The sequence below is a fragment of the Anatilimnocola aggregata genome, from assembly GCF_007747655.1.
Classification (GTDB): domain Bacteria; phylum Planctomycetota; class Planctomycetia; order Pirellulales; family Pirellulaceae; genus Anatilimnocola; species Anatilimnocola aggregata.
In genome coordinates this window covers 2,559,783-2,585,420 of record NZ_CP036274.1, presented here as the reverse complement: position 1 = coordinate 2,585,420, position 25,638 = coordinate 2,559,783, and the positions used below count along the sequence as shown (strand labels likewise).

Annotated in this window: 26 protein-coding genes; 21 read left to right on the top strand and 5 right to left on the bottom strand. The window is 58.2% G+C overall.

The features are described 5' to 3' along the window. Positions 1–230: 230 nt before the first annotated feature. Both mdh and ETAA8_RS09895 read left to right on the top strand, forming a co-directional pair. Entirely contained in the window at positions 231–1,181 is a 951-nt protein-coding gene (gene mdh / locus ETAA8_RS09900; protein WP_145087863.1) for a malate dehydrogenase, read from the top strand. Between the two features lie 526 nt (positions 1,182–1,707). Beyond that, positions 1,708–2,466: an alpha/beta hydrolase gene (locus tag ETAA8_RS09895; RefSeq protein WP_145087862.1), complete on the top strand. Its 759-nt coding sequence runs from the start codon at positions 1,708–1,710 to the stop codon at positions 2,464–2,466. 197 nt (positions 2,467–2,663) lie between these two features. Here the strand turns inward: ETAA8_RS09895 and ETAA8_RS09890 are convergent, their stop codons facing one another. Next, entirely contained in the window at positions 2,664–2,891 is a 228-nt protein-coding gene (locus ETAA8_RS09890; RefSeq protein WP_145087861.1) for a hypothetical protein, read from the bottom strand. Positions 2,892–3,145: 254 nt separating this feature from the next. Between ETAA8_RS09890 and ETAA8_RS09885 the strand changes: the two genes are divergently transcribed. The 19 genes from ETAA8_RS09885 to ETAA8_RS09795 all read left to right on the top strand — a co-directional run bounded on the left by ETAA8_RS09885 (position 3,146) and on the right by ETAA8_RS09795 (position 22,141). Beyond that, positions 3,146–5,668: a tetratricopeptide repeat protein gene (locus ETAA8_RS09885; RefSeq protein ID WP_145087860.1), complete on the top strand. Its 2,523-nt coding sequence runs from the start codon at positions 3,146–3,148 to the stop codon at positions 5,666–5,668. Positions 5,669–5,692: 24 nt separating this feature from the next. Continuing rightward, the gene (locus ETAA8_RS09880) at positions 5,693–6,142 is read left to right on the top strand and encodes a hypothetical protein (RefSeq protein ID WP_145087859.1); all 450 of its coding nucleotides are present in this window, start codon (positions 5,693–5,695) and stop codon (positions 6,140–6,142) included. 6 nt (positions 6,143–6,148) lie between these two features. Continuing rightward, positions 6,149–7,018 (top strand): sensor histidine kinase, encoded by an 870-nt coding sequence (locus ETAA8_RS09875; RefSeq protein WP_145087858.1) that lies wholly within the window; start codon positions 6,149–6,151, stop codon positions 7,016–7,018. A gap of 1 nt (position 7,019) precedes the next feature. After that, complete coding sequence (locus ETAA8_RS09870; RefSeq protein ID WP_145087857.1) at positions 7,020–8,435, top strand: sigma-54-dependent transcriptional regulator; 1,416 nt, start codon at positions 7,020–7,022, stop codon at positions 8,433–8,435. 218 nt (positions 8,436–8,653) lie between these two features. Then, positions 8,654–9,070 (top strand): flagellar basal body rod protein FlgB, encoded by a 417-nt coding sequence (flgB, locus tag ETAA8_RS09865; RefSeq protein ID WP_145087856.1) that lies wholly within the window; start codon positions 8,654–8,656, stop codon positions 9,068–9,070. A gap of 32 nt (positions 9,071–9,102) precedes the next feature. Continuing rightward, a complete protein-coding gene (gene flgC, locus ETAA8_RS09860; RefSeq protein ID WP_145087855.1) occupies positions 9,103–9,528 on the top strand; it encodes a flagellar basal body rod protein FlgC in 426 nt (141 codons plus the stop codon). A 38-nt stretch (positions 9,529–9,566) separates the two neighbouring features. Continuing rightward, positions 9,567–9,914, top strand: coding sequence for a flagellar hook-basal body complex protein FliE (gene fliE, locus ETAA8_RS09855; RefSeq protein ID WP_145087854.1), 348 nt, complete (start codon positions 9,567–9,569; stop codon positions 9,912–9,914). A gap of 57 nt (positions 9,915–9,971) precedes the next feature. Continuing rightward, positions 9,972–11,651 (top strand): hypothetical protein, encoded by a 1,680-nt coding sequence (locus tag ETAA8_RS09850; RefSeq protein WP_202921714.1) that lies wholly within the window; start codon positions 9,972–9,974, stop codon positions 11,649–11,651. Positions 11,652–11,702: 51 nt separating this feature from the next. Beyond that, positions 11,703–12,827 carry a FliG C-terminal domain-containing protein gene (locus ETAA8_RS09845; protein WP_145087852.1) on the top strand — a complete coding sequence of 375 codons (1,125 nt, stop codon included), beginning with the start codon at positions 11,703–11,705 and terminating at the stop codon, positions 12,825–12,827. Positions 12,828–12,841: 14 nt separating this feature from the next. Continuing rightward, a complete protein-coding gene (locus ETAA8_RS09840; RefSeq protein WP_145087851.1) occupies positions 12,842–13,504 on the top strand; it encodes a FliH/SctL family protein in 663 nt (220 codons plus the stop codon). Positions 13,505–13,506: 2 nt separating this feature from the next. Beyond that, positions 13,507–14,889: a FliI/YscN family ATPase gene (locus tag ETAA8_RS09835; protein WP_145087850.1), complete on the top strand. Its 1,383-nt coding sequence runs from the start codon at positions 13,507–13,509 to the stop codon at positions 14,887–14,889. 6 nt (positions 14,890–14,895) lie between these two features. Then, entirely contained in the window at positions 14,896–15,369 is a 474-nt protein-coding gene (gene fliJ / locus ETAA8_RS09830) for a flagellar export protein FliJ (protein ID WP_145087849.1), read from the top strand. Further along, the gene (locus tag ETAA8_RS09825) at positions 15,366–16,085 is read left to right on the top strand and encodes a hypothetical protein (protein ID WP_145087848.1); all 720 of its coding nucleotides are present in this window, start codon (positions 15,366–15,368) and stop codon (positions 16,083–16,085) included. The genes fliJ and ETAA8_RS09825 overlap by 4 nt, the downstream gene beginning before the upstream one ends. Continuing rightward, positions 16,082–17,692: a flagellar hook-length control protein FliK gene (locus tag ETAA8_RS09820; protein ID WP_145087847.1), complete on the top strand. Its 1,611-nt coding sequence runs from the start codon at positions 16,082–16,084 to the stop codon at positions 17,690–17,692. The genes ETAA8_RS09825 and ETAA8_RS09820 overlap by 4 nt, the downstream gene beginning before the upstream one ends. 63 nt (positions 17,693–17,755) lie before the next feature. Next, positions 17,756–18,202: a flagellar hook assembly protein FlgD gene (locus tag ETAA8_RS09815; RefSeq protein WP_145087846.1), complete on the top strand. Its 447-nt coding sequence runs from the start codon at positions 17,756–17,758 to the stop codon at positions 18,200–18,202. A gap of 113 nt (positions 18,203–18,315) precedes the next feature. Beyond that, positions 18,316–20,769 (top strand): flagellar hook-basal body complex protein, encoded by a 2,454-nt coding sequence (locus tag ETAA8_RS09810; RefSeq protein WP_145087845.1) that lies wholly within the window; start codon positions 18,316–18,318, stop codon positions 20,767–20,769. 60 nt (positions 20,770–20,829) lie between these two features. Continuing rightward, the gene (locus ETAA8_RS09805) at positions 20,830–21,078 is read left to right on the top strand and encodes a flagellar FlbD family protein (RefSeq protein ID WP_145087844.1); all 249 of its coding nucleotides are present in this window, start codon (positions 20,830–20,832) and stop codon (positions 21,076–21,078) included. Beyond that, on the top strand, positions 21,078–21,854 hold the full coding sequence (locus ETAA8_RS09800; RefSeq protein WP_145087843.1) for a motility protein A: 777 nt from the start codon (positions 21,078–21,080) through the stop codon (positions 21,852–21,854). Before ETAA8_RS09805 ends, ETAA8_RS09800 begins: the two co-directional genes overlap by 1 nt. Beyond that, complete coding sequence (locus ETAA8_RS09795; protein ID WP_145087842.1) at positions 21,854–22,141, top strand: flagellar motor protein MotB; 288 nt, start codon at positions 21,854–21,856, stop codon at positions 22,139–22,141. The genes ETAA8_RS09800 and ETAA8_RS09795 overlap by 1 nt, the downstream gene beginning before the upstream one ends. A gap of 2 nt (positions 22,142–22,143) precedes the next feature. On the opposite strand, the gene ETAA8_RS09790 is transcribed toward ETAA8_RS09795, so the two are convergent. From ETAA8_RS09790 to ETAA8_RS09775, 4 genes are all read right to left on the bottom strand, one after another. Continuing rightward, on the bottom strand, positions 22,144–22,920 hold the full coding sequence (locus ETAA8_RS09790; protein WP_145087841.1) for a type III pantothenate kinase: 777 nt from the start codon (positions 22,918–22,920) through the stop codon (positions 22,144–22,146). Next, a complete protein-coding gene (gene obgE / locus ETAA8_RS09785) occupies positions 22,917–23,915 on the bottom strand; it encodes a GTPase ObgE (RefSeq protein WP_145087840.1) in 999 nt (332 codons plus the stop codon). The genes ETAA8_RS09790 and obgE overlap by 4 nt, the downstream gene beginning before the upstream one ends. 179 nt (positions 23,916–24,094) lie before the next feature. Continuing rightward, a complete protein-coding gene (rpmA, locus tag ETAA8_RS09780; protein WP_145087839.1) occupies positions 24,095–24,346 on the bottom strand; it encodes a 50S ribosomal protein L27 in 252 nt (83 codons plus the stop codon). Between the two features lie 172 nt (positions 24,347–24,518). After that, positions 24,519–25,574 carry a hypothetical protein gene (locus ETAA8_RS09775; RefSeq protein ID WP_145087838.1) on the bottom strand — a complete coding sequence of 352 codons (1,056 nt, stop codon included), beginning with the start codon at positions 25,572–25,574 and terminating at the stop codon, positions 24,519–24,521. Positions 25,575–25,638 lie beyond the last annotated feature (64 nt).

Genomic DNA, 25,638 nt, shown 5'->3' with positions numbered 1-25,638 from the left:
AGTGACTCAACGTGGTTCGTTCGACATTGTCGGATATTCGTCAACTGGCAGTGCTTGACGGGAGCAGATTTTGTGTGCGCTTGGTGTTGCTCTGGCGCCGCAATAAGGCTCCCCACTTGACGTTGCCTGTCAAAGCCCGATATTCGGGGACTCAGCCAGGAAAAGTCAGTCGAAATCTTAACTAATTGTGAACTGACTTCCGCAGGGTTTTACCTCACCAGGAGCCAAATATGGGTCGGGCCAAGATCACGATTGTCGGCGCGGGAAATGTCGGAGCCACCTGTGCTCACTGGTGTGCAGCAGCAGAATTGGGCGACATCGTGCTGCTCGATATTCCAGCTGCCGGCGACATGCCCAAGGGCAAAGCTCTCGACCTGATGCAGTCGTCGCCGATCATGGGTTTCGATTCGAATATTGTCGGCGCGACCGACTATGCCGCTTCGGCCAATAGCGACGTGGTGGTCATCACGGCGGGTATTCCCCGCAAGCCAGGCATGAGCCGCGACGATCTGCTAGCTACCAATGCGAAGATCGTCGGTTCTGTCGCCGAGCAAGTGAAAGCCACCAGTCCGAACGCGATTGTGATCGTCGTCAGCAACCCGCTCGACGCTATGGTGCAACGGGCCCTGCAAGTCACTGGTTTTCCCCCGGCCCGTGTGTTCGGTCAGGCTGGCGTGCTCGACACGGCCCGCTATCGCACTTTCCTCGCAATGGAACTGGGCGTGAGCGTCGAAGACGTCTCGGCGCTGCTGATGGGTGGTCACGGCGATACGATGGTGCCAATGCCCAGCTGCACCAGCGTCGGCGGCATTCCGATTCGCCGCCTGCTAGCAGAAGATAAGTTGCAAGCCATTGTGCAACGGGCTCGCGACGGCGGGGCGGAGATCGTTTCGCTGCTGAAAACAGGCAGCGCTTACTACGCACCGGCTGCTGCGACCGCGCAAATGGTCGAAGCGATCGTCCGCGATAAGAAGCGGATCATTCCAGTCGCCGCCTATTGCGACAAAGAATATGGCGTCGGTGGCTACTATGTGGGCGTGCCAGCCATCCTGGGGGCTAAGGGCGTCGAGAAGATTGTCGAACTCGAGCTCGATCCTGAAGAACGAAAAGCTTTCGATCACAGCGTTTCAGCTGTGAAGTCGCTCGTCGCCACGATGAACGAACTGATGTCGAAGGCTTAAGCGAGCAACGTCAATGTTGGGCCAATGGTGCTGCGAGTTCCGTTATCTCACAGCACCTGCGGTGACAGCACTCACTGACTGCAAGTCGTTTTGCCGTATGTAGTTCGAATGACGTTGACAGTCGCCTGTGCATGACCTAAAACACCCCTCACCTTGTGGCAGACGCCGAGCATTGGCTCGGCCTGCCGGGCACAGTCTGCCAGCTGTGCTTGTCTCAGGCCCTGCCGGCCTACACGAGGTTTAGCGTCGTCCGATTGCGGGTTTCGATCCTCATCGAGAACTTCCCTTGATCGCCGAACTCCACGTTCGACATTCAACGAACTGCTCGCAAATCGCGTGGCGCGACCTGGTCTCAGCAGACCTAGTCTCCACAGACGCAGTCGCTCACGACGCAGCAAACCCTCCGGCAATTGCAGTCGCATCTTGCCCGTCACTCGCAGCAGCCCGATCGCGTCGTTTACTTAACGCCCCGCGATGCTGGCAAAGTTGAATTACACGCCCCTCAGACCCCCCTGCCGAGCACGGTATGAACCGCATTAATTCCCTGGCTCCTTCGGTTCCATTCCCAGGCAAGAAGACCACGGTCACCACGGCCCGCAAGCATCGGCCGATTCTGGCCCCGACCGGCATCCAGACCTTTGCTCCCCTGCACTACGAACCCAATTACAGTTATCCCTTGTTGGTTTGGATCCACGATGACGGCGGCGATGCCCGCGAACTGCAAAAAGTGATGCCGCTGATCAGCATGCGGAACTACGTCGGCGTGTCGATCTCGGGCGAAATCCTCGCCTCTGGTCGCGGTTTTGCCTGGCGACAATCGGCCGAAGGAACGATCGCTGCCGAAAATCAACTAAGCGACGCACTCGATCTGGCCACGCAGAAATTTCGCATTCACAACCAGCGGATCTTTGTCGCGGGCAACGGCGCAGGTGGCACGATGGCCCTGCGACTGGCCCTGCGTAATCCCGCCCGCTTTGCCGGCGCGCTGACGCTCGGCGGCAACTTTCCTACGGGACAGTCGCCCCTCTCGATGCTCACCGCAGCCCGCCGCATGCCGATGTTCATCGCCCATTGCCGCGATTCGGAGCGCTACCCCGTCGAACAGCTGTGCGATGAACTTCGGTTGTTCCATACGGCCGGGTTGGGTGCCACCATCCGTCAGTATCCTTGTGGCGACGAAGTCACAACCCAGATGTTGCACGATGTCGACGTCTGGCTAATGGAACGGGTCACAGGCATGCCCTGCGAGCCGACCCCAGCTCCGGTTCCCGAAGAGTGGAACTAGGCTCGCCAGAGCGAGCAGTTTGAGCGGAACAAAAATCTTCCTTTCCGCGGACCAGACTTGTCACGAGCTTGGCGTCTAATGGACGGCGAGCTCTTTCTTAATCTGGTAGTAGCTGTGTGTAAATTGCGCGGTTTGTCGTTGGGAAATCGGCAATAACTTGCTAGCAACTGCGCATTCACAACGGTGCATTCTGCGCCCTAGATGTCCAGCGTACCGATCGCCCGGGCAATCCTCTGCCTGCCGAGTTGTGGCAACCGAAGGCGAATTTTGCTGGAAACATAACGGAAACCGATTTTGGAGATTTCCGCATCCTGAGGCAAGAATAAATCGCCAAAGTGTATGCCTGGAAAGACCTTGTGAAGGCCGGGCAACGATCGCATTTCATTGGAATAGTGGAAATTTTTTGCCTGCCATTTCTTAGCCATGAACTTTCGGCAAGTTGCGAATCGCGCGAAGTTGCGACGTCGCTAAGGGAAAACTCCAGGCCGGTGGCTGCTTTTTCATGACCGTGCCGAGTGAGGAAATTTCTGCCAGCGAGAAGTAGCAGGCAACGTCCGGGGGGAGTGAATCTCAATTGACACTCGCGGGGCATTCGCGGTACAAACGCCGGCGGTACTTTCCCAAATTTCTTAAATAGCCACTGACAGGATGTCGAGGGCTTGGGGCAAGGTCGTCACGGATGACTGACGCGCACGGAAGCACGTCGCAGGTGAGCAAGGCCCGGTTTTCACTGGCGGCCGTCACCCAAATTCTGCCCGCTGCCAGGCGGAGCCCGCTCAAGGTCGGTTTGCCACTCGCGCTGGGCTTGGTGGCGTTTATCGTCGCTACGTACTACGCCACATCACTTTATTTTCTGGCTGAGCCGGAAAAAGTTACCGTCGCCGATGTTCTCGCCCCGCTCGACGAAGGCTTGCTGCAAGAAGCGCGTCAGCAGGCGGCCGAGTTGCGGTCGCAGCCCGACCTGGACGAAGAGTTGCAATCGGCTTGCCTGTTTGTGCTCGGTTCGGTCCTGGCCGAAGAAGCGGAGAAGACAGGCCAGCCCACGCAGCGGCGGTTGCTTAACTTGATCGCAGCCCGCTATCTCGATCAGTCGCGGCAAATCGGACTGCCGAAGGATCGCGAGGCTCAAGGTGTGTTGACCCTAGCTCGGGCGTTTTATCGAGCCAATCGTTACGTCCCCGCGGCGACGATGCTGGCCGAAGCGCTGGCGAAAAATCCTGACTCGGCCATTGAACTCGAACACGCCCTCACCGACTGCTACCTGAAGATGCAGCCGCCGCAGCCCAAGGTGGCCCTGACGCACATCGAACGGCTGTTGCGATTGCCGGGCATCTCGCCCCGCCAGCGCGACGAAGCTCATCTGTTGGCCGCGAATGTCCATTTCACGGCCAACAATACCGCTGCCTGCGAAGCGTCGCTGGCCCAAGTGCTCGATACATCGTCGGTGTTTCCACAGGCCCAAGCGCTTGCCGCCCGAGTGCAGTTGCAACGCCTGCCGCCACCCAAGCCAGGGCAGTCGCTAGGTACCGCCGAGCAACAGCCGCTGCAAACGTTGATCGCCGAACTGCAACCCTTGGCCGAACGCAAAGGTTTGGAGCAGGGTGTCGCTGCCCAGTTGAGTTTGCTCCTCGCACAGTGCCACGAACGCTTGGGCAAGCAAAAGGAAGCAGCTCACTTTTATGGCCGCATTCGCAAACTGCATCACGGCTCGCCGGAAGCGGTCGCGTCGACCTTTCTGGAAGCCGATTGGTTGGCCGGTGCGGGGCAAGTGGAAGAGTCCCTCACGCTCTATCGTCGTGGTCTGCAAGAAGCGGAACCCAGCGAAGACTACGACAATCATTGGCTGCCGCGGCAAGAGATCGAACGTCGGCTGGAAGCGGCCATTCGTCGCTATCAAGAGCTGAAGTCGTTTGCCGAAGCGGCAGAACTGGCCGAAGCGGCTGCGTCGCTTGTCGCCTTGCCCCAAACGCTGCTCTGGCGAGCCGAGATTGAGCGAGCCTGGGCAGCGGATCTGCTCGATCAACAAAAGGGACGCTCACGCGAAGAGAAGGATTTGCTGCAAGCTCAGGCGCGCACACACCTGCGCGAAGCAGCGGCCCGCGATCGTGAACTGGCAGCGGCCCGTGTTGCCACTCGCAACTTTCCCGACGATCTCCTCCGCTCGGCGACCACTTACCTGCAAGGCTATGGCTACCAGCAGGCCGAACAAGGCTTCCGTCAGTTCCTGCAACAGCAGACTCGCGAAGGACAACCCGAAGCACTCATCGGTTTGGGGCAGGCCTTGCTCGCTCAAGGTCGCACTAGCGAGGCTCTCGCCACGCTCGATCAAGTGCAGCAGATGTTCGATAAGCATCCAGCCAACTATCAGGCGCGCTTGCTCGCCGCTGCCGCGCTGCAAGAACAAGGGGACCTATCTGCTGCTCGCGAACTGCTGAACGCCAACCTGTTTGGCTCAGCCCTAACGCCGCAAAGTACAGAATGGCGCGACTCACTGTTTGCCCTTGGTCACATTCAATTCCGGCAAGGAATGACGCACGAAGCACGCAGCCGGAATGTGCCCCCGCAAGAGACCGAGGACAAACGACTGGCGGAATCACTCCGCGAACTGGAAATTGCCGCCGGCTTTTTCGAGGAAGCGATTAAGACGCTGACCGAAGCTACCCAGCGCTTTCCCGCAGCGTCGCAGTCGATTGCAGCCACCTATGAAGTGGCTGAAGCCTATCGTCATGCAGCGAAATGGCCACGGCAGCGTTTGCAGGTTGTCACCATCGATTCGACTCGGCAAACCTTGAATCGACAACTAACGAGCGATTTGAACTCGGCCGTTGCCGAGTATACGCGACTCATCGAGCGATTGTCGGACGATCAGGAAAGTAGCCGTGCTACGGTCGATCTCAAGGTGCTTCGAAATTGCTACTTCAATCGAGCCGATGCCTTGTTCGACTTGGGGCGTTACGAAGAGGCCATTCAAGCTTATTCCGCCGCGACCAATCGTTATCAACACGAACCTGAATCGCTCGAAGCCTACGTACAGATAGCAACCTGCTATCGCCGGCTGCAGCGCTATGCCGAAGCCCGCGGCACCTTGGAACAAGCGCGCGTCGTGCTCGAGCGAATTCGCAAAGATGCCGACTTCGCCAAGACGACTCGCTTCGATCGCCAACAGTGGATTCAGCTATTGGAATGGTTCAGCACTTTGTAACTTGTCCGATCGCAACGACACGCCATGAATAACTCCAATCAACTCGCCGCCGCAATGGCTCGCAAAGCACAGCTGCTCGAACTGCTGCGCCGCTTAGGCGAAGCACAGTTGTCACTCGTCAACGAAGGTGACATGTCGCGGTTGATGCAAGTGCTGGGTTCCAAAGACTCGCTGCTGACACAACTTCAGCATGTGGAAATTCAACTCGATCCGTTCCGCAACGAAGAGCCAGACGAACGTCGCTGGGAATCGGCCGCGGCCCGCGAAGCCTGCCAGCGCGATGCACAACGGTGCGCAGTCTTGTTGGCCGAAATCGTCGCCCTCGAAAAGAAATCGGAAGCCGAAATGACCGTCCGCCGCGATGCGACAGCCCGGCAACTGCAAGGCATGTACGGCTCGCAAGAGGCTCAGGGTGCCTATGTTTCTGCTCCCGTTTCACTCGCCAGTTCCCTCGACCTCAGCATGGAAGGCTAATCGCGCATGACAACCTTGCTGACCAGCGAGCTGCGATCCGAACTGGCTCCCGAGTCGATTGACCTGCAAACGATCCTCGCGGCTTGGAACGAAGCCACCGACCGGTTGCAGCACACGCATGAAGCGCTGCAGGCGGAAGTACGCCGGCTGAGCGACGAACTGGAAGATAAGAATCGGGAACTCGCGCGACGCAATCGTCTGGCCGATCTAGGCCAGATGGCTTCGCACGTAGCTCACGAGGTGCGCAATGGACTTGTACCGCTCAAGTTGTATCTCAGTTTGCTACGGCGGCGCATTCGCGACGATGCCGAGGGAATCGAGATTGTGGGCAATGTCGATGCGGGCTTTCGGGCCCTTGAAGTGATTGTCAGTGACTTGCTGCACTTCAGCGCTCATCGCGATCCAAAATTACAGCTCCTGTCGCCGGGCGCTTTAGCTCACGATCTGTGCCAGTCATTACAGCCGCAGTTCGTGGCGCAGGGGATTGAGGCCATCGTCGAAGCACCTCTCGACCTTACGACAACAGCGGACCCCGACATGCTTCGCCGCGCGCTACTAAATCTCATCTTGAATGCCGTCGATGCGATGCCCCAGGGGGGGCAGTTGCACGTTACTGCTCGCACCACTCCACTTGGTATCGAAATCGAAGTTGCCGACAACGGGCCGGGACTGCAAGACGACGCGCTGGCCCGGTTGTTCGAGCCATTCTTTACTACCAAGAGCACTGGAACCGGTCTGGGGCTAGCGATTGTCGAACGAATCGCCGAGGCCCATGGCGGACAAGTGCTCGCCGCCAACTGCCCAAAAGGTGGCGCAGCCTTTACGTTCTGCCTGCCACATCGCCCGCTCACTCCATCCCCGACTGAGGAGATCTAGAATGACACAAACCAACGACGAACAGCAGACGGGCCGAGTACTGGTCGTGGATGACAATGCCCGCGCTCGCCAATCGATGGCCGATGTTCTGCGCCATGCGCGGCACGAGGTATTTGCCTGCTCAAGCGGTCGCGAAGCTTTGCAACTGCTCGATACGGAAGCGATCGACGTGGTTGTCACCGATTTGCAAATGCCGGGCATGACGGGACTCGAACTGATTCGCGCGCTCGAAGCCCGCAAGTTCGATGGACAGGTGGTCATGGTCACCGCGTTTGCCACGGTCGAAGCGGCTGTGGATGCCATGCGCCACGGGGCGTTCGATTTCATCGAAAAGCCGTTCGATGCCGAACAACTCGAGCAACTGGTGGGGCGAGCCTTGCGCCAAGGTGGTCGCGACCACGCTCGTTCGCAGATTCTGTCAGCAGTGCCCGATTGGCATGGCCTGATGGTCGGCCAAAGTGAACCACTGGCAACGCTGCGGCGGCGCATCGCTCAGGTTGCTCCGACCGACGAAACGGTGCTAATTACTGGCGAAAGTGGAACAGGAAAGGAATTGGTTGCCCGTTGTTTGCATGCTGCTAGCCGGCGAGCGACCGGGGCCTTCGTGGGACTCAACTGCCCAGCACTCTCTCCCCAATTGATGGAGAGCGAACTTTTCGGTCATGAGAAGGGTGCATTCACGAGTGCCGATGCTCCCCGAGTGGGACGCTTCGAATTGGCCGATCGCGGGACGATCCTGCTCGACGAAATCACCGAGATCGATATGCCGCTGCAGGCCAAGCTCTTGCGAGTGCTGCAAGAGAAGACTTACGAACGCGTCGGCAGCAGTCAATCGCGCACCACCAACGTGCGCGTGATCGCCTCGACCAATCGCGACTTGCGGTTGGAAGTGACACAAGGGCGTTTTCGGCAAGACTTGTATTACCGCCTGGCTGTCGTGCTGCTCGAAGTGCCACCGCTTCGTCATCGGCTGAGCGATGTGCCACTTCTCGTGAATCACGTCGCCGGGCAGGTTGCGGGACGACTTAACCGCGAGCCGGCCCAGTTCTCAAAGTCGGCTCTTGATCTGCTCTGCCACTATCACTGGCCCGGTAACGTGCGGGAACTCGAAAACCTCGTGACCCGCGCCAGCGTGCTGGCTTCCGATCAGCCCATCTCGGCCGACGATCTCCAAGATTGGCTGCTTGAAGGCGAACCGGTCGCGAAGTCGTCGCTGCCCGCAGAAGCCAATCCCTTATCTGCTGGCACGAAGCTGGAAGATATGGAACGAAAGCTGATCGAAGCCACCCTCGACCACTACGACGGCCATCGGGCGAAAGCGGCTCAAGCGTTGGGAATTGGGATTCGCACCTTGACCAACAAGCTGCGTCTCTATGGTTATGCTCCCCGGGCGAAGGTCTTCGCTCGGGTGGCATAACTTGCCGAACGTGAGCGGCAAAAACTGCCGCTGGCAGTGAAAGCAATTCAAAATGTTACCTCAACTTCGCAAATTAACCCGCACGCCCGTTCTACTGCCACGACTATGACTTACGCACTTGTTCCCACTGCCGAGCATCAACCGATGAGCAATTTCGCTCACGCTGGGAACACCAATTGCAAATACCTGCCCAATCGGGGCGTTCGAAAGGACAACTGATGTTGCCCAACTTGCTTGGTTCCACGAATATCCCTGTCCTGCAACAAGTACTGAACTTCGCGCAGGCACGGCACGGTGTGTTGGCGGGCAATATCGCCAACATCAACACGCCGGGCTACAAAACGCGAGACCTTTCGGTGGAAGTTTTTGAAAAGCGACTGAAGGATGCAATCGAGCAGTCGAAATTCGGCAGTTCGCAACCGCTGTCGGCTGGCATGAGCATGACGGATCCGGAAGACCCGATTCGCAAGGTCAGCGAATCAATGACTAACCTGCTGTATCACGACGAAACCAACATCGACCTCGAGCAACAAGTCACCGAGATCAACAAAAACCAGATTTTGCACAGCCTGGCGCTGCAAGTGATGACCAATCAGATGCAACTCCTTCAATCAGCCATCAGCGAACGCGTTTAAGCAACACGAACATCGGATACAGAGGGCCAGCCATGATTAGCGCAATGGACATTAGCACCAGTGCACTCGTCGCTCAGAGAATGAGGATGGATGCGGTCTCCAGCAATCTGGCGAATCTGAACTCGCAGACGCGCGGTCCCGATGGCGAGATGCAGCCCTATCAAGGTCGCTACGTCATGTTTCAAGTCGATCCGAGCAACGCGACTCCGTACGGCGCACAGGGCGTGAAAGTCTCTTCGGTCGAAACGGAGAATGTCGAGCCGAACTATCGTTGGCAGCCCGATCATCCGTACGCGATTAAGGACGGCCCGAAGCGGGGCTATGTCGCTTATCCCAAGATCAACATGCAAACCGAGATGGTGGACGCGCTCGTGGCTTCGCGAGCTTATGAAGCCAACCTCGGTGTACTGGAAATCACGAAGAACATGAGTCAACAAACGCTGCGGATTCTTGGTTAACGCGTTCCCTTTAGTACTCTCTGACTTGCGAGTCGGTTATGAATCCCATCTCGGCCACTAGCTCGTTTCCAGCTTCGCAATTGAACATTGCCAAGCTCGGCGGACAGCCCCAACTCGATGCGCTGCGGTTGCAGCCCGGCGAGCTGGGCGGGACCGAAGGAACGCAGCAGCCGTTCAAGAACATGCTGCTGGAGGCCCTCGATCAAGTGAACAACATGCAGCAAGAGGCCGATCAGGCGGTGCAGCAACTCGTCACTGGTGGCGAGGTGAATCCCGCCGAGGTTCTCACTTCGCTGCAAAAGGCCGATATGTCGTTCCGCCTGATGTTGCAGATTCGCAACAAACTCGTGAGTGCCTGGCAGGAGGTCAATAACATTCGGATTTAGGTCGCAGATGTCGCAGGCAGGAAGCAGGCACACACGTAAGTAAGCAGGATGCTCAACATGGACTTCGTCAACAAACTTTACGCTCAGCTGACCGATGTTTTTCGGTCGATGACACCGGGCACGCGGGTGGCCGCCGGCCTGCTGCTGGCCGTGATCGTGGTAAGCCTGGTCTATTTGTTTCAGTACGAGGTTGGCGGCGGTGATGAATACCTGCTGGATGGCCGAGCTTTTTCCGGCGCTGAACTCACCGCCATCGAAGCTGCCTTCGCCAAAGCGGGTCTCGGTCAAAGTGTGGTCAGCGGCAATCAGATTCGCATCCCACGTGGGCAGAAGCAGCGTTATCTCGGCGCGATGGCTGAATCGGATGCGTTGCCCGCTGACTTTTCCCTGCACATGACCAAGGCCACCGATTCCGACAATCCGTTCTCCTCCACGCGCTCGCTGGAGATGCGACGATCGAATGCCAAGCAAAAAGAACTTGCCCTGATTATCTCGCGAATGCGAGGAATTGAATCGGCCACAGTGCAATTCGACGAGGAGCAGCAAGGTGGACTCTCGCGGCAGAAAAAGAAGACCGCGATGGTTGCCGTGCAAACACTTGGCAGTCCTTTGAGCGAAGAACAAGTCAAAGCAATTCGCAATGTCGTGTCGTCTGCCTATGTCGGGCTTGATCGCCAAAATGTGACGATCACCGATATTGCCAGCCATCACACCTACGGTGGTCCATCGTCCGCTGGCGGCTTTAGCGAAGACGACAGCATTTACGCGTCGCATAAGTCGAAGTTCGAGCGCGAATGGCAGCGGAAAATCTATGATCAACTCGCGATGATTCCCGGTGTGATTGTCGGGGTAAATGTGGAACTAAATCCCGAGTTGGCACATAACACCTCCCTCATCAAGCTCGACCCGAAACCCATCACCGTGCAATCGCAGGAGTCGAGCCGCGAAATGACCGCGACCCAGCCCAGCATCGGTGGTCGCCCTGGCGCCGAGTCGAATGGAGTAGGTGGAAACCGTCCCATCGCCGTGAATGCCGCCGGTGGCGGCGGCCAATCGCAAACGACGGAGTCTCGCTCGGAGACCCGCAACCTGCCCGGTCACGAACAAACACTCATCACGAAAGTTCCACTTGCTCCTGCCCAAGTAACAGCCTCGATCGAGATTCCGGCGAGTTATTACGTGAAAGTGTGGAAAGAACGTCGGTCTGTCGGTCAAGCACCTGCTGAGCCAGATGCCGTGTCGCTCGCCAATATCGAGAACGAAACTCGCAAGCGAATCGAAGAGACTGTTCGCAACCTCCTACCTCCCGTCGCGCAAGGGACGAACCCTTATCCCCACATTACGGTTTCGACCTTCACGGATCTGGCCGCCGCCCCGATCGTACCGCCGAGCGTGGCAGACAATGCATTGGGCTGGCTCGGTGATAACTGGCGAACATTAGCGATGCTCGTCATCGGATTGATGAGCCTGATGATGATGCGGAGCATGCTGAACTCAAAAGCAGTTTCGGGGCCGGAAGTCGCGGGTGGAGCGGCAACGGCAGCGGCAAATCAACACGATGGTGGCGCAGATGACCTAGACGACGTGGAGGCTAGTAACGGGCCCACTACGTCGCCGCGATTGAAGCGTTTCAATCCTTCTGGAGGCAACCTGAAGGAAGAGTTGCAAGTACTGGTGAAGGAAGACCCAGATGCAGCTGCGAATATCCTGCGAACCTGGATTGGCGAAGCAGCATAGGCAGAGAAACAAACGTTCTCGACTCTCAACCACCCATTTCGAACCTGAACCTTGAACCACAAACCCTTACTGCCGACAGCCCTCACCACTCTGCAAAAAGCAGCGGTGTTGATCAATTCGCTCGACTTGCGCGCGGCCGATGCGTTGCTCGATCAAATGCCCGAAGAGCATGCTGCGCGTGTCCGCGATGCAATGCTGCAACTCGACGGCGTTTCTGCTGAAGCTCAGCAAGAGGTGATCGCCGAGTTCCTGCGCAATGGTGGTCGCTTGCCACAGATTGCACCAGCGATCAACGACACAGGGGTTGAACTCGATCTTAGCCCCGCCGCAAATCAAGCGTTGCCAGCCGATTCCGGCTCGACCACCCATCTGCAGCCCTTTTATTTCCTTCGCGAAGCTTCCCCAGGATTGCTCGCCGATTTTTTGCGTCACGAACATCCCCAAACGGTCGCCGTCGTGCTCGCCAATCTCGATCCCGATCAGGCAGCCCGCGTGCTCGAACGTTTGCCAAACGAACTGAGCACCGAATCGCTGGCACGGATGGCTCGACTGTATCAGTTAACAGACGAGGTGCTCGCCGATTTGGCCGACGAGATTCGTCAGCAGTTAGTTCCGCGAATGGAAGCTGAACGACGCCCCCAAGGACTTGCCGGCGCGAGCGCTGTGCTCTCCGCCTTGAACGATCAACATCGCACGAAGATGCTCGGGCACTTGGCCAGTCGCGATCACGCGCTGGTGCGTCAACTTGGCTATCTCGATGCCTCGTACTCACGAAGTGCGACTTTGGAGAACCCTCAACCGCGGCACCGCGACCTGGATAGTTTGCATGCGCAACCGGTGCGATCCGCTACGGAACCGACGATCACTTTCTCGCAATTGAGCAAGCTAAACGATGAGACGTTAAAAAAGATCTTCGCGGCTGCCGATCCGCAGTTGATCTTGCTCGCCCTGACGGGTGCCGAAGACAAACTCGTACAACGGATCTTGCGACAACTGCCGACAGCTGCGGCTGTTGCGCTGCGCCAGCGTTTGAACCATCCCGGCGCGTTACGTTTGCGTGATGTCGACGACGCTCAGCGGCAACTCGCTCAGTTGGCCGTCGATCTGCATGAACAACGTTTGATTCAACTGCCGTTTCTTCCCGCTGCCAAGCAGCACTTGAGTTTGCAATCTTAACAACTGGTTTCGCTATGGCTGGCATCATCAAAGCAGCGACTTCGCAATCCGGCGACATGAACGGACTTGCTCAGCCGTTTCAATTCGGCGACATGGGTAACGCCTACCTACAAAAAGTACAGGTGGAAGCAGCTGCGATTATCAAGCAAGCTCGCGACGAAGCTGCCAAGGTCAAAGCCCAGGCCATGGAAGATGGCAAGCGCGCCGCGATTGCCGCGGCCGAAGCCACGCTGAAAACACGCATCGACCAGCAACTGCAAACGTTGACTCCGACATTGCAGAACGCAGTGCAGCAGATTCAACAATCGCGGCAGGCTTGGCAGCGGCATTGGGAACAACACGCGCTCAAGCTTTCGCTGGGCATCGCATCGCGGGTGATTCGTCGCCAGCTTGCCCAGCAGCCCGAGATCACGCTCGATCTGGTGAAAGAAGGGCTGGAACTTGCCGTGGGGCACGAACACATTACGGTTCGTTTGAACCCCGCCGATCACGCCGCACTCGGCGATCGCGTGCTGAAGATTTCGCAACATCTGGCCCGTCTGGGTCAAGTCCAAGTCGTCAGCGATCCCCAGATCACTTCCGGTGGCTGCCGCATCGATACCGAGTTCGGCAATGTCGACCAGCGCATCGAAACCCAACTTGATCGCATCGCTCAAGAGCTAGGCAGCAGCAACTAAACATGTCCGATCACTTGTCACAACTCGAACAGATTCTGCCCGTCGGCCTGACCGGCAGCATCGTGCGCACTGAAGGTTTGGTCGCAGCCGCAGGAGGCTTCCCAGCTCCTGTGGGCGCTCTGGCCAAGATTCAGCGGCAAGCGGCCAGCGATGTCGAGGCGGAGGTAATCGGGTTTCGCGATGGCTACACGCTGTTGTATCCCCTGGGCGAAATGAACGGAGTGCGACCGGGTAGCCGAGTCACGCTGCATCGCACCTCACGGATGATTGGAGTCGGCGACGAGTTGCTAGGTCGCGTTATTGATGCCCAAGGCAACTGGCTCGACGATCTCCCTCGGCCGATGCTCACCGAACGTGTGCCACTCGGGCGCAAACCGCCACCCGCATTGCAACGTCCGCGCGTTCATGCCCCGCTCTCGACCGGCGTGCGCGTGATCGATGGCCTGCTCACCTGCGGCATCGGACAACGGCTGGGCATTTTTGCCGGCTCGGGCGTGGGAAAGAGCGTCCTGCTGGGAATGATGTCGCGTTATACGTCGGCCGATGTAAACGTCATTGCCCTGATTGGCGAACGTGGCCGCGAAGTCAACGAGTTCCTCGAGCGCGATCTCGGACCCGAAGGGCTGAAGCGGAGCGTGGTCATCGTCGCCACCAGTGACGAGCCAGCTCTCGTCCGCGTGCAGGCGGCAATGACAGCCACAGCCGTTGCTGAGTACTTTCGCGATCAGGGCAAGAGCGTGCTGCTCATTATGGATTCACTTACGCGGTTTGCGATGGCCCAGCGTGAGATTGGCCTGGCTGCGGGTGAACCGCCGACCACGCGCGGTTATCCCCCGTCGGTATTTGCGATGCTGCCGCGACTCGTCGAGCGGGCGGGACGCAACGACAAAGGAAGCATTACGGCCTTCTATTCGGTGCTTGTGGAAGGAGACGATACGAACGAACCGGTAAGCGATACGGTTCGCGGACTTCTCGATGGCCACGTGATCCTCTCGCGCAAGTTGGCCGCGCAGGCTCATTTTCCGGCTATCGATGTGCTTGGCAGCATCAGCCGGCTGTTCACCGACATCGTGCCGCCCGAACAACGCGCGGCCTCGCAAACCATCCGCGAGTTGCTTTCTGCCTATCGCGATCACGAAGACCTGATCTCTATCGGTGCCTATCGTAGTGGCGCGAATCCGACGGTCGATATGGCGATCGCCATGCGCGACGAGTTGCAGAAGTACTTACGCCAGACCGTAGAAGACCGCTCGAGCGTTGAACTCGCGCGAACGGCCTTGATCCAGCTTGCACAGAAGTGTCTTGCTTCACGCAAACCGGCCGTCGGCGTCGCGCAGCCTGTCGCTGCCGCGAACCTTCGCAAAGGAGGCCAGCCCGTCGGCTGATAACTCATGCAAGCCTTCCGCTTCCGACTGCAGACTGTTCTCCGCTTGCGAATTGCCGCGCGCGATGAACGCCGCACCGAACTGGGCCGCGCGTTGCGCGCCGCGGAAGTATTGCGCGAGCAACAGGCCAAATTGGCGGCTGAGGCTATTGAGAACCAGGAACAGACTCGGCAAATGATGCTGCGACATACGGCTGCGCAGCAAGGCGTGAGCGTCGATGGGTTGCTCAATGCCCATCGTCACTCGCTCGTCCTCAAAGCACAAGGCATCCAGCTTGCGCAGCAACAGCAGCAAGTTGCGGCAGAGATTGCTAAGCGGCAGAGCGCTCTCGTCGAAGCCGATCGCGATGTACGGGTGCTGGAGAAATTGCAAGAGCGGCGCTATACCGAACACGAACTGGCCTCACTCGCTCTCGAACAACGCGAGCTCGATGAAATCGCCCTGGTGCGTGCCTTCCGTCAACGGGAGGGCTCGAAATGAAAATTGTCGGCTGGATTGGTGCTGCCTTCATCGCGTTTTGCGTAGCCACAGTTATCTCGCTCGCAGTCCTTGGCGGCATGCTGTGGATGAAAGGCGCGCTTAGTGGCGATCGTTCGCTGTCGTTAATGGCTGCGCTGTATGGCATTCCGCTCGAAGGCAAAACCGCTGCGGAAAAAGCGCAGGACGGTAAGAATCCGGAACAGCCGTCGCTCGCTGCCGTGATTGAGCGCCGCGCACTCGCGAGTCTCGATTTGGATTTGCGGGAAAGTGCGCTCGACAAGTCTCTGCAAGATTTGCGGAACCTCGAATCACAAATCAAGACCGAGCGGCAACGGCTCGATCTATGGAAGCAGTCGTTCGACAATCGCATCGCAACGCTCGAGAGCGGCCGATCCGATCAGGCAATTGTCGAACTGCAACAAACGATCGAAGCCATGCAGCCCAAACAGGCGAAGGAACAGATCCTGCAGATTTTGAATACGCCGCCGCGCTCGGCCGACGATCAGCCGCTGCACGACGTTGTTAATCTGCTGAAGAATATGCCGCTCGACAAGCGGAAGAAGATCCTCGCCGAATTCAAGCTGCCGGAAGAGACCGAGAAACTGAGCGAAATCCTGCGCGAGATTCGCCTCGGCACGCCGGAGAGCGAGTTGTTACGCGATACACGCAAACAACTGCAGCAGCAGCTGAACCCCAAGAAGCAAGGCCAGCCATGAACATCCGCGGGACTGATTCGACGGCGCTGACGACGGCAACCGACTTGTTTGCGGTGGTTGCCCCGGCGCGCGACGACTCAGCGGCGGGATTTAATCGCGCGCTCCACTCCGCCCCATCAGTGACCCCGGTGCCTGCAGCCTCGAACAAGCCGGGCGATCAGCCGGCGGAGAGCACCGAAGACAATAGCGCTCAAGCGGCCGATCATTCGAATGAGGCTGAACCGGTTTCTGAAGAGGCACACTGCGAATCTGGGGCCATCTGCCGAACTGCTGAAGAAGCTACCGACGAGTTAGCAACCAAAGATGACATCGCACCGACTAACGAAGAGCCTGCAGATCGCGACCTTGCGGCTGAGTCGCTGATCGCGGTTTCGAATCTTCATTCGACACAACAGCCTGTTGAACCGCTGAAGGGAGCGCCTGAAGTGGTTAGTGCGGTCGCCGTTGAACCTGTCGATGCCGCGGATAAAGAGGCAATTGAGAAGTCAACGATCGCCACAGCAGAGATTGCTACCGACTCTGCTCATCCCAAGGGAACTCCCACGACCGACATAACTGTTCCCGCGAGGGACGTTGAGCAGCTGACGATTGCCGCGGCAGAAGTAGCAGTTGCTGAAGAGGTTCCACTTCCTGAAGTCCCTACCACTCAGCCCGAGCAGGGCATCGGCGTTCTACCATCGGCTCTCGTCGATAAGAATCAGCCTAAGGCTGCGGAGAAGCGAGAGAACGACCAAAAGCCAACTGTGGGCAAGAAGAGCACGACGGCAACGACTGCGGATGAGCGTGCCACGCAAGTTGCCGAACAGAATTCCACCGCAGTCGAACCAGCGACCAACGACCGACCAACCGAGGATGAGCCGAAGGAGAGGTCGTTCAACAAACTGCTCGAAGCAGTTCCAGTGCATGCTGCAAATGACGAAGTGGCGATTCCGGAGACTACGAGCGATTTTCCTGCGGCGGTCAACCCAGAGACATCTGCACCGGCTCTAGCCGCGCCAACGTCAGTTCCAGAAGCGACAGTTGCTGCTCAAACCGAACGGGTCAATTCCCCCGGCATTCAATCCAACAATCTGGCAGTTACCCAGGCGGCCATTCAACGACTTCCCGCGCACGCGCTGGTGAGAACAGCGGGAACAGGAGCCGCGGAAGCAGTTCCCGTGCATGTCGATGCAGCCCGGTTCTTGCAGCGAGTTGCCAAAGCTTTTGAATCGGCCAATGAGCGCGGTGGCGAGATTCGCTTGCGACTCAGTCCACCGGAACTCGGTGCCCTGCGGGTCGAAGTGACGATGCACAATGAAGGACTCTTCGCGCGAGTCGAGGCGGAGACGCCCGAAGCACGCGCCGTGCTGATCGAAAACTTGCCGGCCCTGCGCGAACGTCTGGCGGAGCAAGGCCTGCGACTCGAACGATTCGATGTTGAACTTTCGCAGCGGCAACCCGATGGTCGCCCGCCGGAAGGGATGCCCGATCGCTCGCATGGTCGCGAGCAAGGTCAGCCGCAAACTCCGAGACCAGCAACCGTGCCACGAACAACTGCTGCCGAGATCACAACAACAACGACACCAGCAACCGGCTGGCAAGATCGCCAACTCAACGTCATTGTTTGAGAACAACCAAACCACACCAGCCCACGACGGGCGAGATAAATCAATCAGCAAGGAAGCTCGACTATGGCCATCGATGGAATCGGCACCAGCGCCGCGACTGATGCTGCAAGCGCTACCGACAAGAAGAAGCCCAAGGATATTAAGGATCTCGACATCAACGAGTTCCTGCAGATCATGATCGCGGAACTCACGAATCAAGATCCGCTCAATCCAATGGACAATACGCAACTGGTGCAGCAGATCGGCAGCATCCGAGAAATCGCGGCGACCGACAAGCTATCGACATCGCTCGAAAGCGTGCAGACCGGCCAAAGCCTAAGCACAGCGAGTGCACTAATCGGCCGCAAGATTCAAGCGCTCTCCGATGATCAGGAGAATGTCGAAGGGATCGTAGAACGTGTCACGATCGACGTGGATGAAGACAATCCCGATAAGCGGACATATCGCGTGCATGTCGACGGGAAGAACATCGACTTGCGCAACGTTCGCGAAATTCTGCCCGCCGACTAACGATCGCCGCAGGCAGCGCGCGCACCTCAGCTCGCCGCTGTCCCCGCCTGAATGCAGCTGAGGAACTAACTTTCCAATCAGATTACTTACCTTCCGGACCGGAGGATTTCGTCATGGGTCTAGCATCAGCACTCACCACCGCACTCACGGGTATGACTGCCGCGGAAACGCAAGTCGACGTGGTCGGTAACAACCTGGCGAACTCGCAGACGGTTGGCTTCAAAGCTTCGACGTCGGTATTCGCCACGCAGTTCTTGCAAACGCAAAGCTTGGGTTCATCGCCCACGCAAGGCTCGGGTGGTACGAATCCACGGCAAACGGGCCTCGGTGTGCGCGTGTCGGAAATTACACCCGACTTCACGCAAGGCACAATCGAAGTCAGTGCCAACACTTCGGATCTGGCGATTCAAGGCGATGGTTTCTTCATTGTCGAAGGCTCGCAGGGAGAGCAGCTATATACGCGCAACGGACAGTTCAAAACGAACTCCGACAACGAGTTGGTCACGACCACCGGCAACCGCGTGCTGGGGTTTGGTGTCGACGACCAGTTCGATATTCAAACGACAACCCTCACGCCGATCACGATTCCGCTGGGTTCGGCTGCGGTCGCCCAGGCGACTCAAAACGTGTTTCTCGAAGGGGTGCTCTCGCCGTCGGGTGACATCGCCGATACGGCCGGTGTGATCCAGAGCGCTACGCTGGGCGATACTGCCATTCCCCGGCCGGATGTAACCGGTGCCCTTCTGGGCGTGGCCCCAATTCCCAATGCCAGCGGCGTGACTCGCACCACAACCGAAGGTGCCGGCACCCATGCTGAGGGTGCGACCTATCGCTATCGCTTTGCTTATGTCAACGATAGTGGTACGGAAACTACGGCTTCGACCGAAATCAGCTACACCATCCCAGTCGGTGACGGTCTCGCGAACAACACCATCGACCTGGGCTCGTTGCCAGCTGCCAGCGGAAATTATTCGCAGGTCAAGATCTATCGCACGGCTGCCGGTGGATCGAACTTCTTCGAACTCGATACCGTCGCAGCGGGAAGCAACTATGTTGACGACAATTCGGTAGCACTCTCTTCGACGCCCGTTGACGATACGACCATCAACGGCAACTACAGCTATGTGGTCACGTACTACCGCGCGGGTGAAGAAGAAAGCCGACCGTCGCTGCTGGTAGGCCCACAGAACATTGTGAATGGCCGCGTACAGTTATCGAACCTGCCCACGCCACCAGTGCCACCACCGGGCGGCGGTTTTCCAGCTTACGATACTATTCGCATTTATCGCAATCTGTCGACCGATACGAGCCGCTTTTATCTGGTGGGCGAAGTGGCCCCCGGCGAAGAGTTCACCGACAATCGAACCGATGCCGCGATTTCGGATCTGAATGTTGTCACGAATAAAGAAGTCGATTTCAACGGACCGCGCGTCGACAGCAACACGCTGCTTACGAACGTCATTAAACGTGATGGGCTCAACTACGAACCGATGTTTGAGCTGGGCACACTAGAGTTCTCAGCTCGCAAGGGTGGTCGTTCGCTTGAGTCGAAGTCGTTCGAGATCACTGCGACTTCAACGGTGCAAGACCTCGTCGATTTCATGCAGAATGCCGTTGGCATTCAGACCTCGCTCGACGATCCGCAGCATCCCATTCCCGGTTCGCTCAACAATATTCCCGGTGAGAATACCGCCCTGTCTGCTGGCATCGTATTTAACGATGGACAACTTCGCCTCGTCTCGAACAACGGCGTCGACAACGCCATCGAGATCGATATCTCGAGCTTCAAGATCACGACCCCCACCGGCGAGGTGATTACGCCCAACTTGGGATTTGGCAAAATCCAAGATGCCAAGGGCCAAAGTGCCGTGACCGACTTTATCGTCTACGACACGCTCGGCATTCCGCTCAGCATTCGAGTTACTTCGGTGCTCGAATCGGTGACTGACTCGGCCACTGTTTATCGTTGGTATGCCGACGCAGCAAACAACAGCCCGTTGACGGGTTCCGAAATTGCGGTCGGTACGGGACTCATTACTTTTGATGGTAAGGGAAGTTTTGTCAGTGCCACCAATGACCGTGTCACCGTCCAGCGGCGTAATATTCCTTCGTCCGATCCACTTGAGTTTCAACTCGACTTCACTTCGGTCTCGGGCCTGGCTCAAGCCAAGAGTTCGCTTGCTGCTGCCCGGCAAGACGGTTCGGCCGCCGGTACGCTAAGCAGCTACATCATCGGCGAAGACGGCACGATCCGCGGTGTGTTCAGCAGCGGTGTGACCCGCGACCTGGGGCAGATTCGCCTCGCCCGTTTTGCGAACCCCACAGGCCTCGAACAGAAGGGACAAAACCTCTTCGGCCAAGGGGTCAACTCGGGTCTCCCCATCGAAGGGAACCCCGGCAACGACGGCACAGGCAAGATCATTGCCGGTGCAGTTGAACTGTCGAATACCGACATCGGCAAGAACCTGATCGACCTCGTACTCGCCACGACCCAATATCGTGGTAACGCGCGAGTCATCACGACTGCCCAGCAGTTGCTCGACGAATTGCTCAACCTGCGGCGCTAGTCCCTGAGCCGGAAGCGTTAGCGACCGGAGAGTAATGAACTGAATGGAAATGGCATTGTCATGATCAGGCTCACACGTCTCGATGGCGAAGAGTTCATCCTCAACGCGGAACTCATTCGCTACATCGAATCGCGTCCCGATACCTTCGTCACGCTCACCTCGGGCGAACGGATGATCGTGCGCGAGCCGATGGACGAAGTGATGCTGCGCGCGGTTCGCTATCAACAGACGAAATTCCTCCTTCCTTCGCCACCGGCCGTGCGGGCCGCGGCGAAGCAGGCAACTCTTGAGAAGCAGGAGTCGGCCTGATGGACCTCGCCACATTACTTGGCCTGACACTCGCATTGACGATGATCGGCGTGTCTGTCGTCCTCAGCGGCGGCTCGCCGAACGCGTTCTATGACTCCGCAGCGATCACGACTGTTTGCGGCGGCATGCTCGCGGCCCTCTTGATTTGTTTTCCAATCAGTACCGTTGCCCGCTTGCCCGCGGTGCTCTACCGACTGCTGTTTCCGCAGGTCACGGACACGAGTTCACTCGTGCAACGGCTCGTTCGCCTGGCCGAGATCGCGCGGCGCGATGGGCTCCTCGCGCTCGAACATCGGGCGGAAGAAGGAGAGCATCCGTTCGTTCGCTTGGGTGTCGAGTTGGCCGTCGATGGCACGCGCCCCGAGATGCTGGAAGAAGTGCTGCGGAGCGAGATCGACAGCATGGCTCGTCGCCATCGCGAAGGCAAAGGAATGCTCGACCAGCTTGGCCGCTCGGCACCCGCCTTCGGGCTCATCGGCACCCTGCTCGGACTGATCGTGATGCTGGGCAACATCAGTGATCCATCGAGTATTGCCGGCGGCATGGCGGTGGCTCTGATCACGACTCTCTATGGCGCAGTTCTCTCGACCGCTTCGCTGTTGCCAATGGCCGAGAAGCTGGCCTTTTATAGCCGGCAAGAAATGCTGACTCGCGAGATCATTGTGCGCGGCATTCTGGCGATTCAAGCCGGTGAGCATCCGCGACTCATTGCCCAGCGTCTGAAGGTTTATCTGCCTCCTGCCGCACGTGCTCAGTTGGAACGAGGGACCGCCTGATGCTCGGCCTCAACTCAATCACCACCGAGCCGACCGACCGCACGCCCGATTGGCTCATCACCTATAGCGACCTGATGACGCTGCTCCTCGTGATGTTCGTCCTGCTCTTCTCGTTGAGCGAGTTCAAGCAGAGCGAGAAGTTCCAAGGCGTTGCCCGCTCGATTCACGCCAAGTTCGGTCGCCCCGATCGCCCCGCCGAAGAAGCCGCCCAACTCGACGCCATCATCAGCAGCAACCTCCGCGCGGCCCACGAGCGCCGGACCGAGTTACTCGGCGAAGCGAACTAACTTCAGCTTCGACTTGCTACCGCGATTCCGCTCAACACCATGTGCGGCAGGTACCGCGCCCGCTCATCGACGAGTGGCGAAAGCCTGCGCAAGTCGCCTCCGGTGATGAACAACTCGGGCTCAGTCGCAAGGTCCGCTTTGATCCGCGTGACGATCTCGCGCACGGCCCCCACAGCGCCCCAGAAGAGTCCGCTGCGAATGGCCGCTTCGGTATTCTTGCCAACGACTTCGGGTGGTTCTTCGTTCGGATGAAACGTCGTCAGTGGCAACTGCTCGGCACCGCCAAAGAGTGCTTCGGCCGACATGCGAAAACCAGCGAGAATCGTCCCACCCAGGAAGACCCCTTCGGCGCTCAGCAGGTTCACCGTCACCGCGGTCCCGGCTCCAATCACAATCGCTGGCGTCTGGGCAGTTCGCAGCACATTGGCCGCGACGGCTGCGGCCAGTCGATCGAGCCCGACTTTCAGTGGCTCATCGACCTGCACATCAAGGGGTAGGTCGTGCCGCGTGAGCAGGCGATAGTCATCGGCCGGCCGATGCTGCTGCACCCACTGGCTCAGCCGTTGTTGCCCGGCTCGATTCACACTCGAGACCCGCCAGCGAACTGCCTCGCGCGGCAACATCTCCAGCAGTTCATCGCCGGGACCTATGTCAGTCCGAAAGTCGATGACCTGTGTTGGCAGCGGTAGCTCGTTCGCAGCAACCGCGTCTTTAGCAAACCACCCGAGCTTGGCGAAGCTGTTGCCAATATCGACGGCGATCAGCTGCGCCGCACTCATGCGACGACCTTTGCATCCAAGGCAGTGGTGACAGCCTGCATCAGGTGATTCAGCCCTTCCCCCGTGACTGCCGAAATCAGCAGCACTGGCGAACCAATCGACTCCTGCAACTGCTGCCGCACTTCCGCGGCGCTGGGCAACTCGGCCTTAGTCACAGCGACAATCTCTTGCCGCAGCCCCAGGTCTTTGTCATACAGCGAGAGCTCTTCGCGAATCGCGTGATAGTTCGTCAGCGGATCGGTCTGGTCGGCTGGCTCTGGTTCGACGAGGTGAACCAAGATCCCGGCTCGTTCGACATGCCTTAAGAACTCGTGCCCCAGTCCCGCGCCGTGACTGGCCCCTTCGATCAAACCCGGAATATCGGCCAGCACGAAGTGGCGGTCGCGATCGACCTGCACCATGCCCAAGTTCGGATACTTCGTGGTGAACGGATAGTCGGCAATCTGCGGCCGCGCTTTGGTCAAGCGACTCAGCAGCGTGCTCTTGCCCGCGTTGGGCTTGCCGATGATGCCGACGTCGGCGATCACCTTTAGTTCGAGAATCAGCTCTCGCTTCTCTCCTTCGCCGCCGGGCGTATGATCGCGCGGGGCCCGATTGGTCGAAGTCTTGAACCGCGTGTTTCCCTTGCCTGCTTCACCGCCGCGGGCGACGACGATGGTATCGCCTTCGTTCATCATGTCGCGCAGCACGAAGTCGTTCTTGCAATCGACAATCAAGGTGCCGACGGGAACTTCGAGCGTCAGGTCGTGGCCATCTTTACCCGACTTGTTCGCTCCGCTGCCGTGATTGCCGGAGTTCGCCTTCCAGAACTTTTGGTGCGAGAAGCCCGCAAGGTTATTCACACCATTCCGCGCGACAATAATCACGCTGCCCCCTTTGCCGCCGTCACCACCATCGGGGCCGCCGTTGGGTACGTACTTCTCCCGGCGAAAGCTCATGCACCCATTGCCACCCTTGCCGGCCTGAACCTCAATTTGAACGCGATCGACAAACATGACTGCACGACTCTAACCTTCCGGCACGAACCACTGCGCAAAAAACTCATTCGTAAAATAGCAAAGGCCCACGAGCCTCGAAAGCGCGTGAGCCTTCATCCTGTCAGCTTCGATCCGGGCAAGCAACCTTCCCACACCCAATGAGCGAAACTCATCGTGGGAAACTGGCCACGTTTGAACTAGTTGGCAGCCACGTCAACATTGATGCGACGGCTGTCTTGATCGAACTTCACCACCCCGTCGACCAAAGCGAACAGCGTGTAGTCCTTACCCTGGCCGACATTGCGACCAGCGCGGAACACCGTCCCCAATTGGCGGACCAGAATGTTCCCGGCGATGACCTTTTCGCCACCAAACTTCTTCACACCACGCCGCTGACCATTCGAGTCGCGGCCGTTGCTGGTGGAACCCTGACCCTTCTTATGTGCCATGACAGTAACCCTTTACGTCGATCGAGCCCGGCCCCGAAAGCCGCTCCACCCAGGGGGAGCTTGTTGGCCATCCGGCGACTGGCAAATGTGATGTATCGGCTAACAGCGCCCCGGGCATCAATGCCCCGCATGTTCGCCATGCTAGCGCTAGAACCTCGCAGAATCCTAGAGTTTAGCGATACACCCACTCGTAATCAAGGCGTTCTGTCGTTCCAAACAGCTTGAAAATCCTCGCCTGCTCGGCTGCGTCCGAATCGATCCGCATGCCGTATCGAATTTCCTCTTCGGTTTCGTTCACCGCATCGCCAGGCCGCCAGAAGTTCAGCCGCAGCGTCTTGTGCATCAACCGCCGTCCCGTCCCGGGCTTATCGCCACTCTTGAATGCCCCCGGTGGATCTTCATAGCGATAGGCATTCGTCAGTCCCTGCACAAACACGCTGAAGTAGTCGATCCGCGGATCGACATCTTCCCAAGTCACCACGCCCCACACGCTCTTGTCAGCTTCGGGGGTGCTCACCGGAATCGGCACTTCGGTAATCGCTTGCGAATCGAACAGCTTAGCATTCGGATCGCCCGGAAACTCGCGCGCCTTAATCGGAGCTAGCGCGGCCGGAATCACCCGGTCGAGATATTCCTTGTTGAACTCGACCGACTCCAAAATGAAGTGCGGAAAGAACCGCAAATCCTGAGTCTCTTTGCCGAACACACTAATCTCGTTGACCAGTTCCTTGGAATACGTAATGTGCTTATTGCCGCGAAAGTCTTCCTCTTTGGGAATCGCCTTCCAGTGGCCACCCAGGTTCCGCACGCGATAAACCATGTACCAAATCAGCTTCCGCTGCAACTTGCCATTGGCTTGTGGAATTTCAGCTTCGACCAGCCGCATCGGCTTGAACGAGAATTCCAGATTCCAGATCGTGCGCCGCAGCGTACTCGCCTTGGCTTGCTCAAATACGGTGGCACTCTTCGGCCGCAGATGGGGCTTATAATCCAGGCCCGGAATCGTCACGGGAATTTCCGTCAAAGGCCGCGGCCCGTCATACATTTCGTGTTCTTGCGGAGCCGGGGTAATGGTCGTCATCACTCCCGGTGCCAGGCGGCGCGATTGAGCCTGTCCCACGGCACACCACATTCCCAGCGCCATCACTGCCACGCCCAGCGCGACAGCTTGCGACCAGGAAACCAGGACCGGTTTCGCCCACACGCCAGAAATCGAGTTCAGTTTCATAAATTGCGCCATCAACCTGCGACGAGCCTGCCGCCCACAATCCCTCCGCTTCCTTGCACTTTGG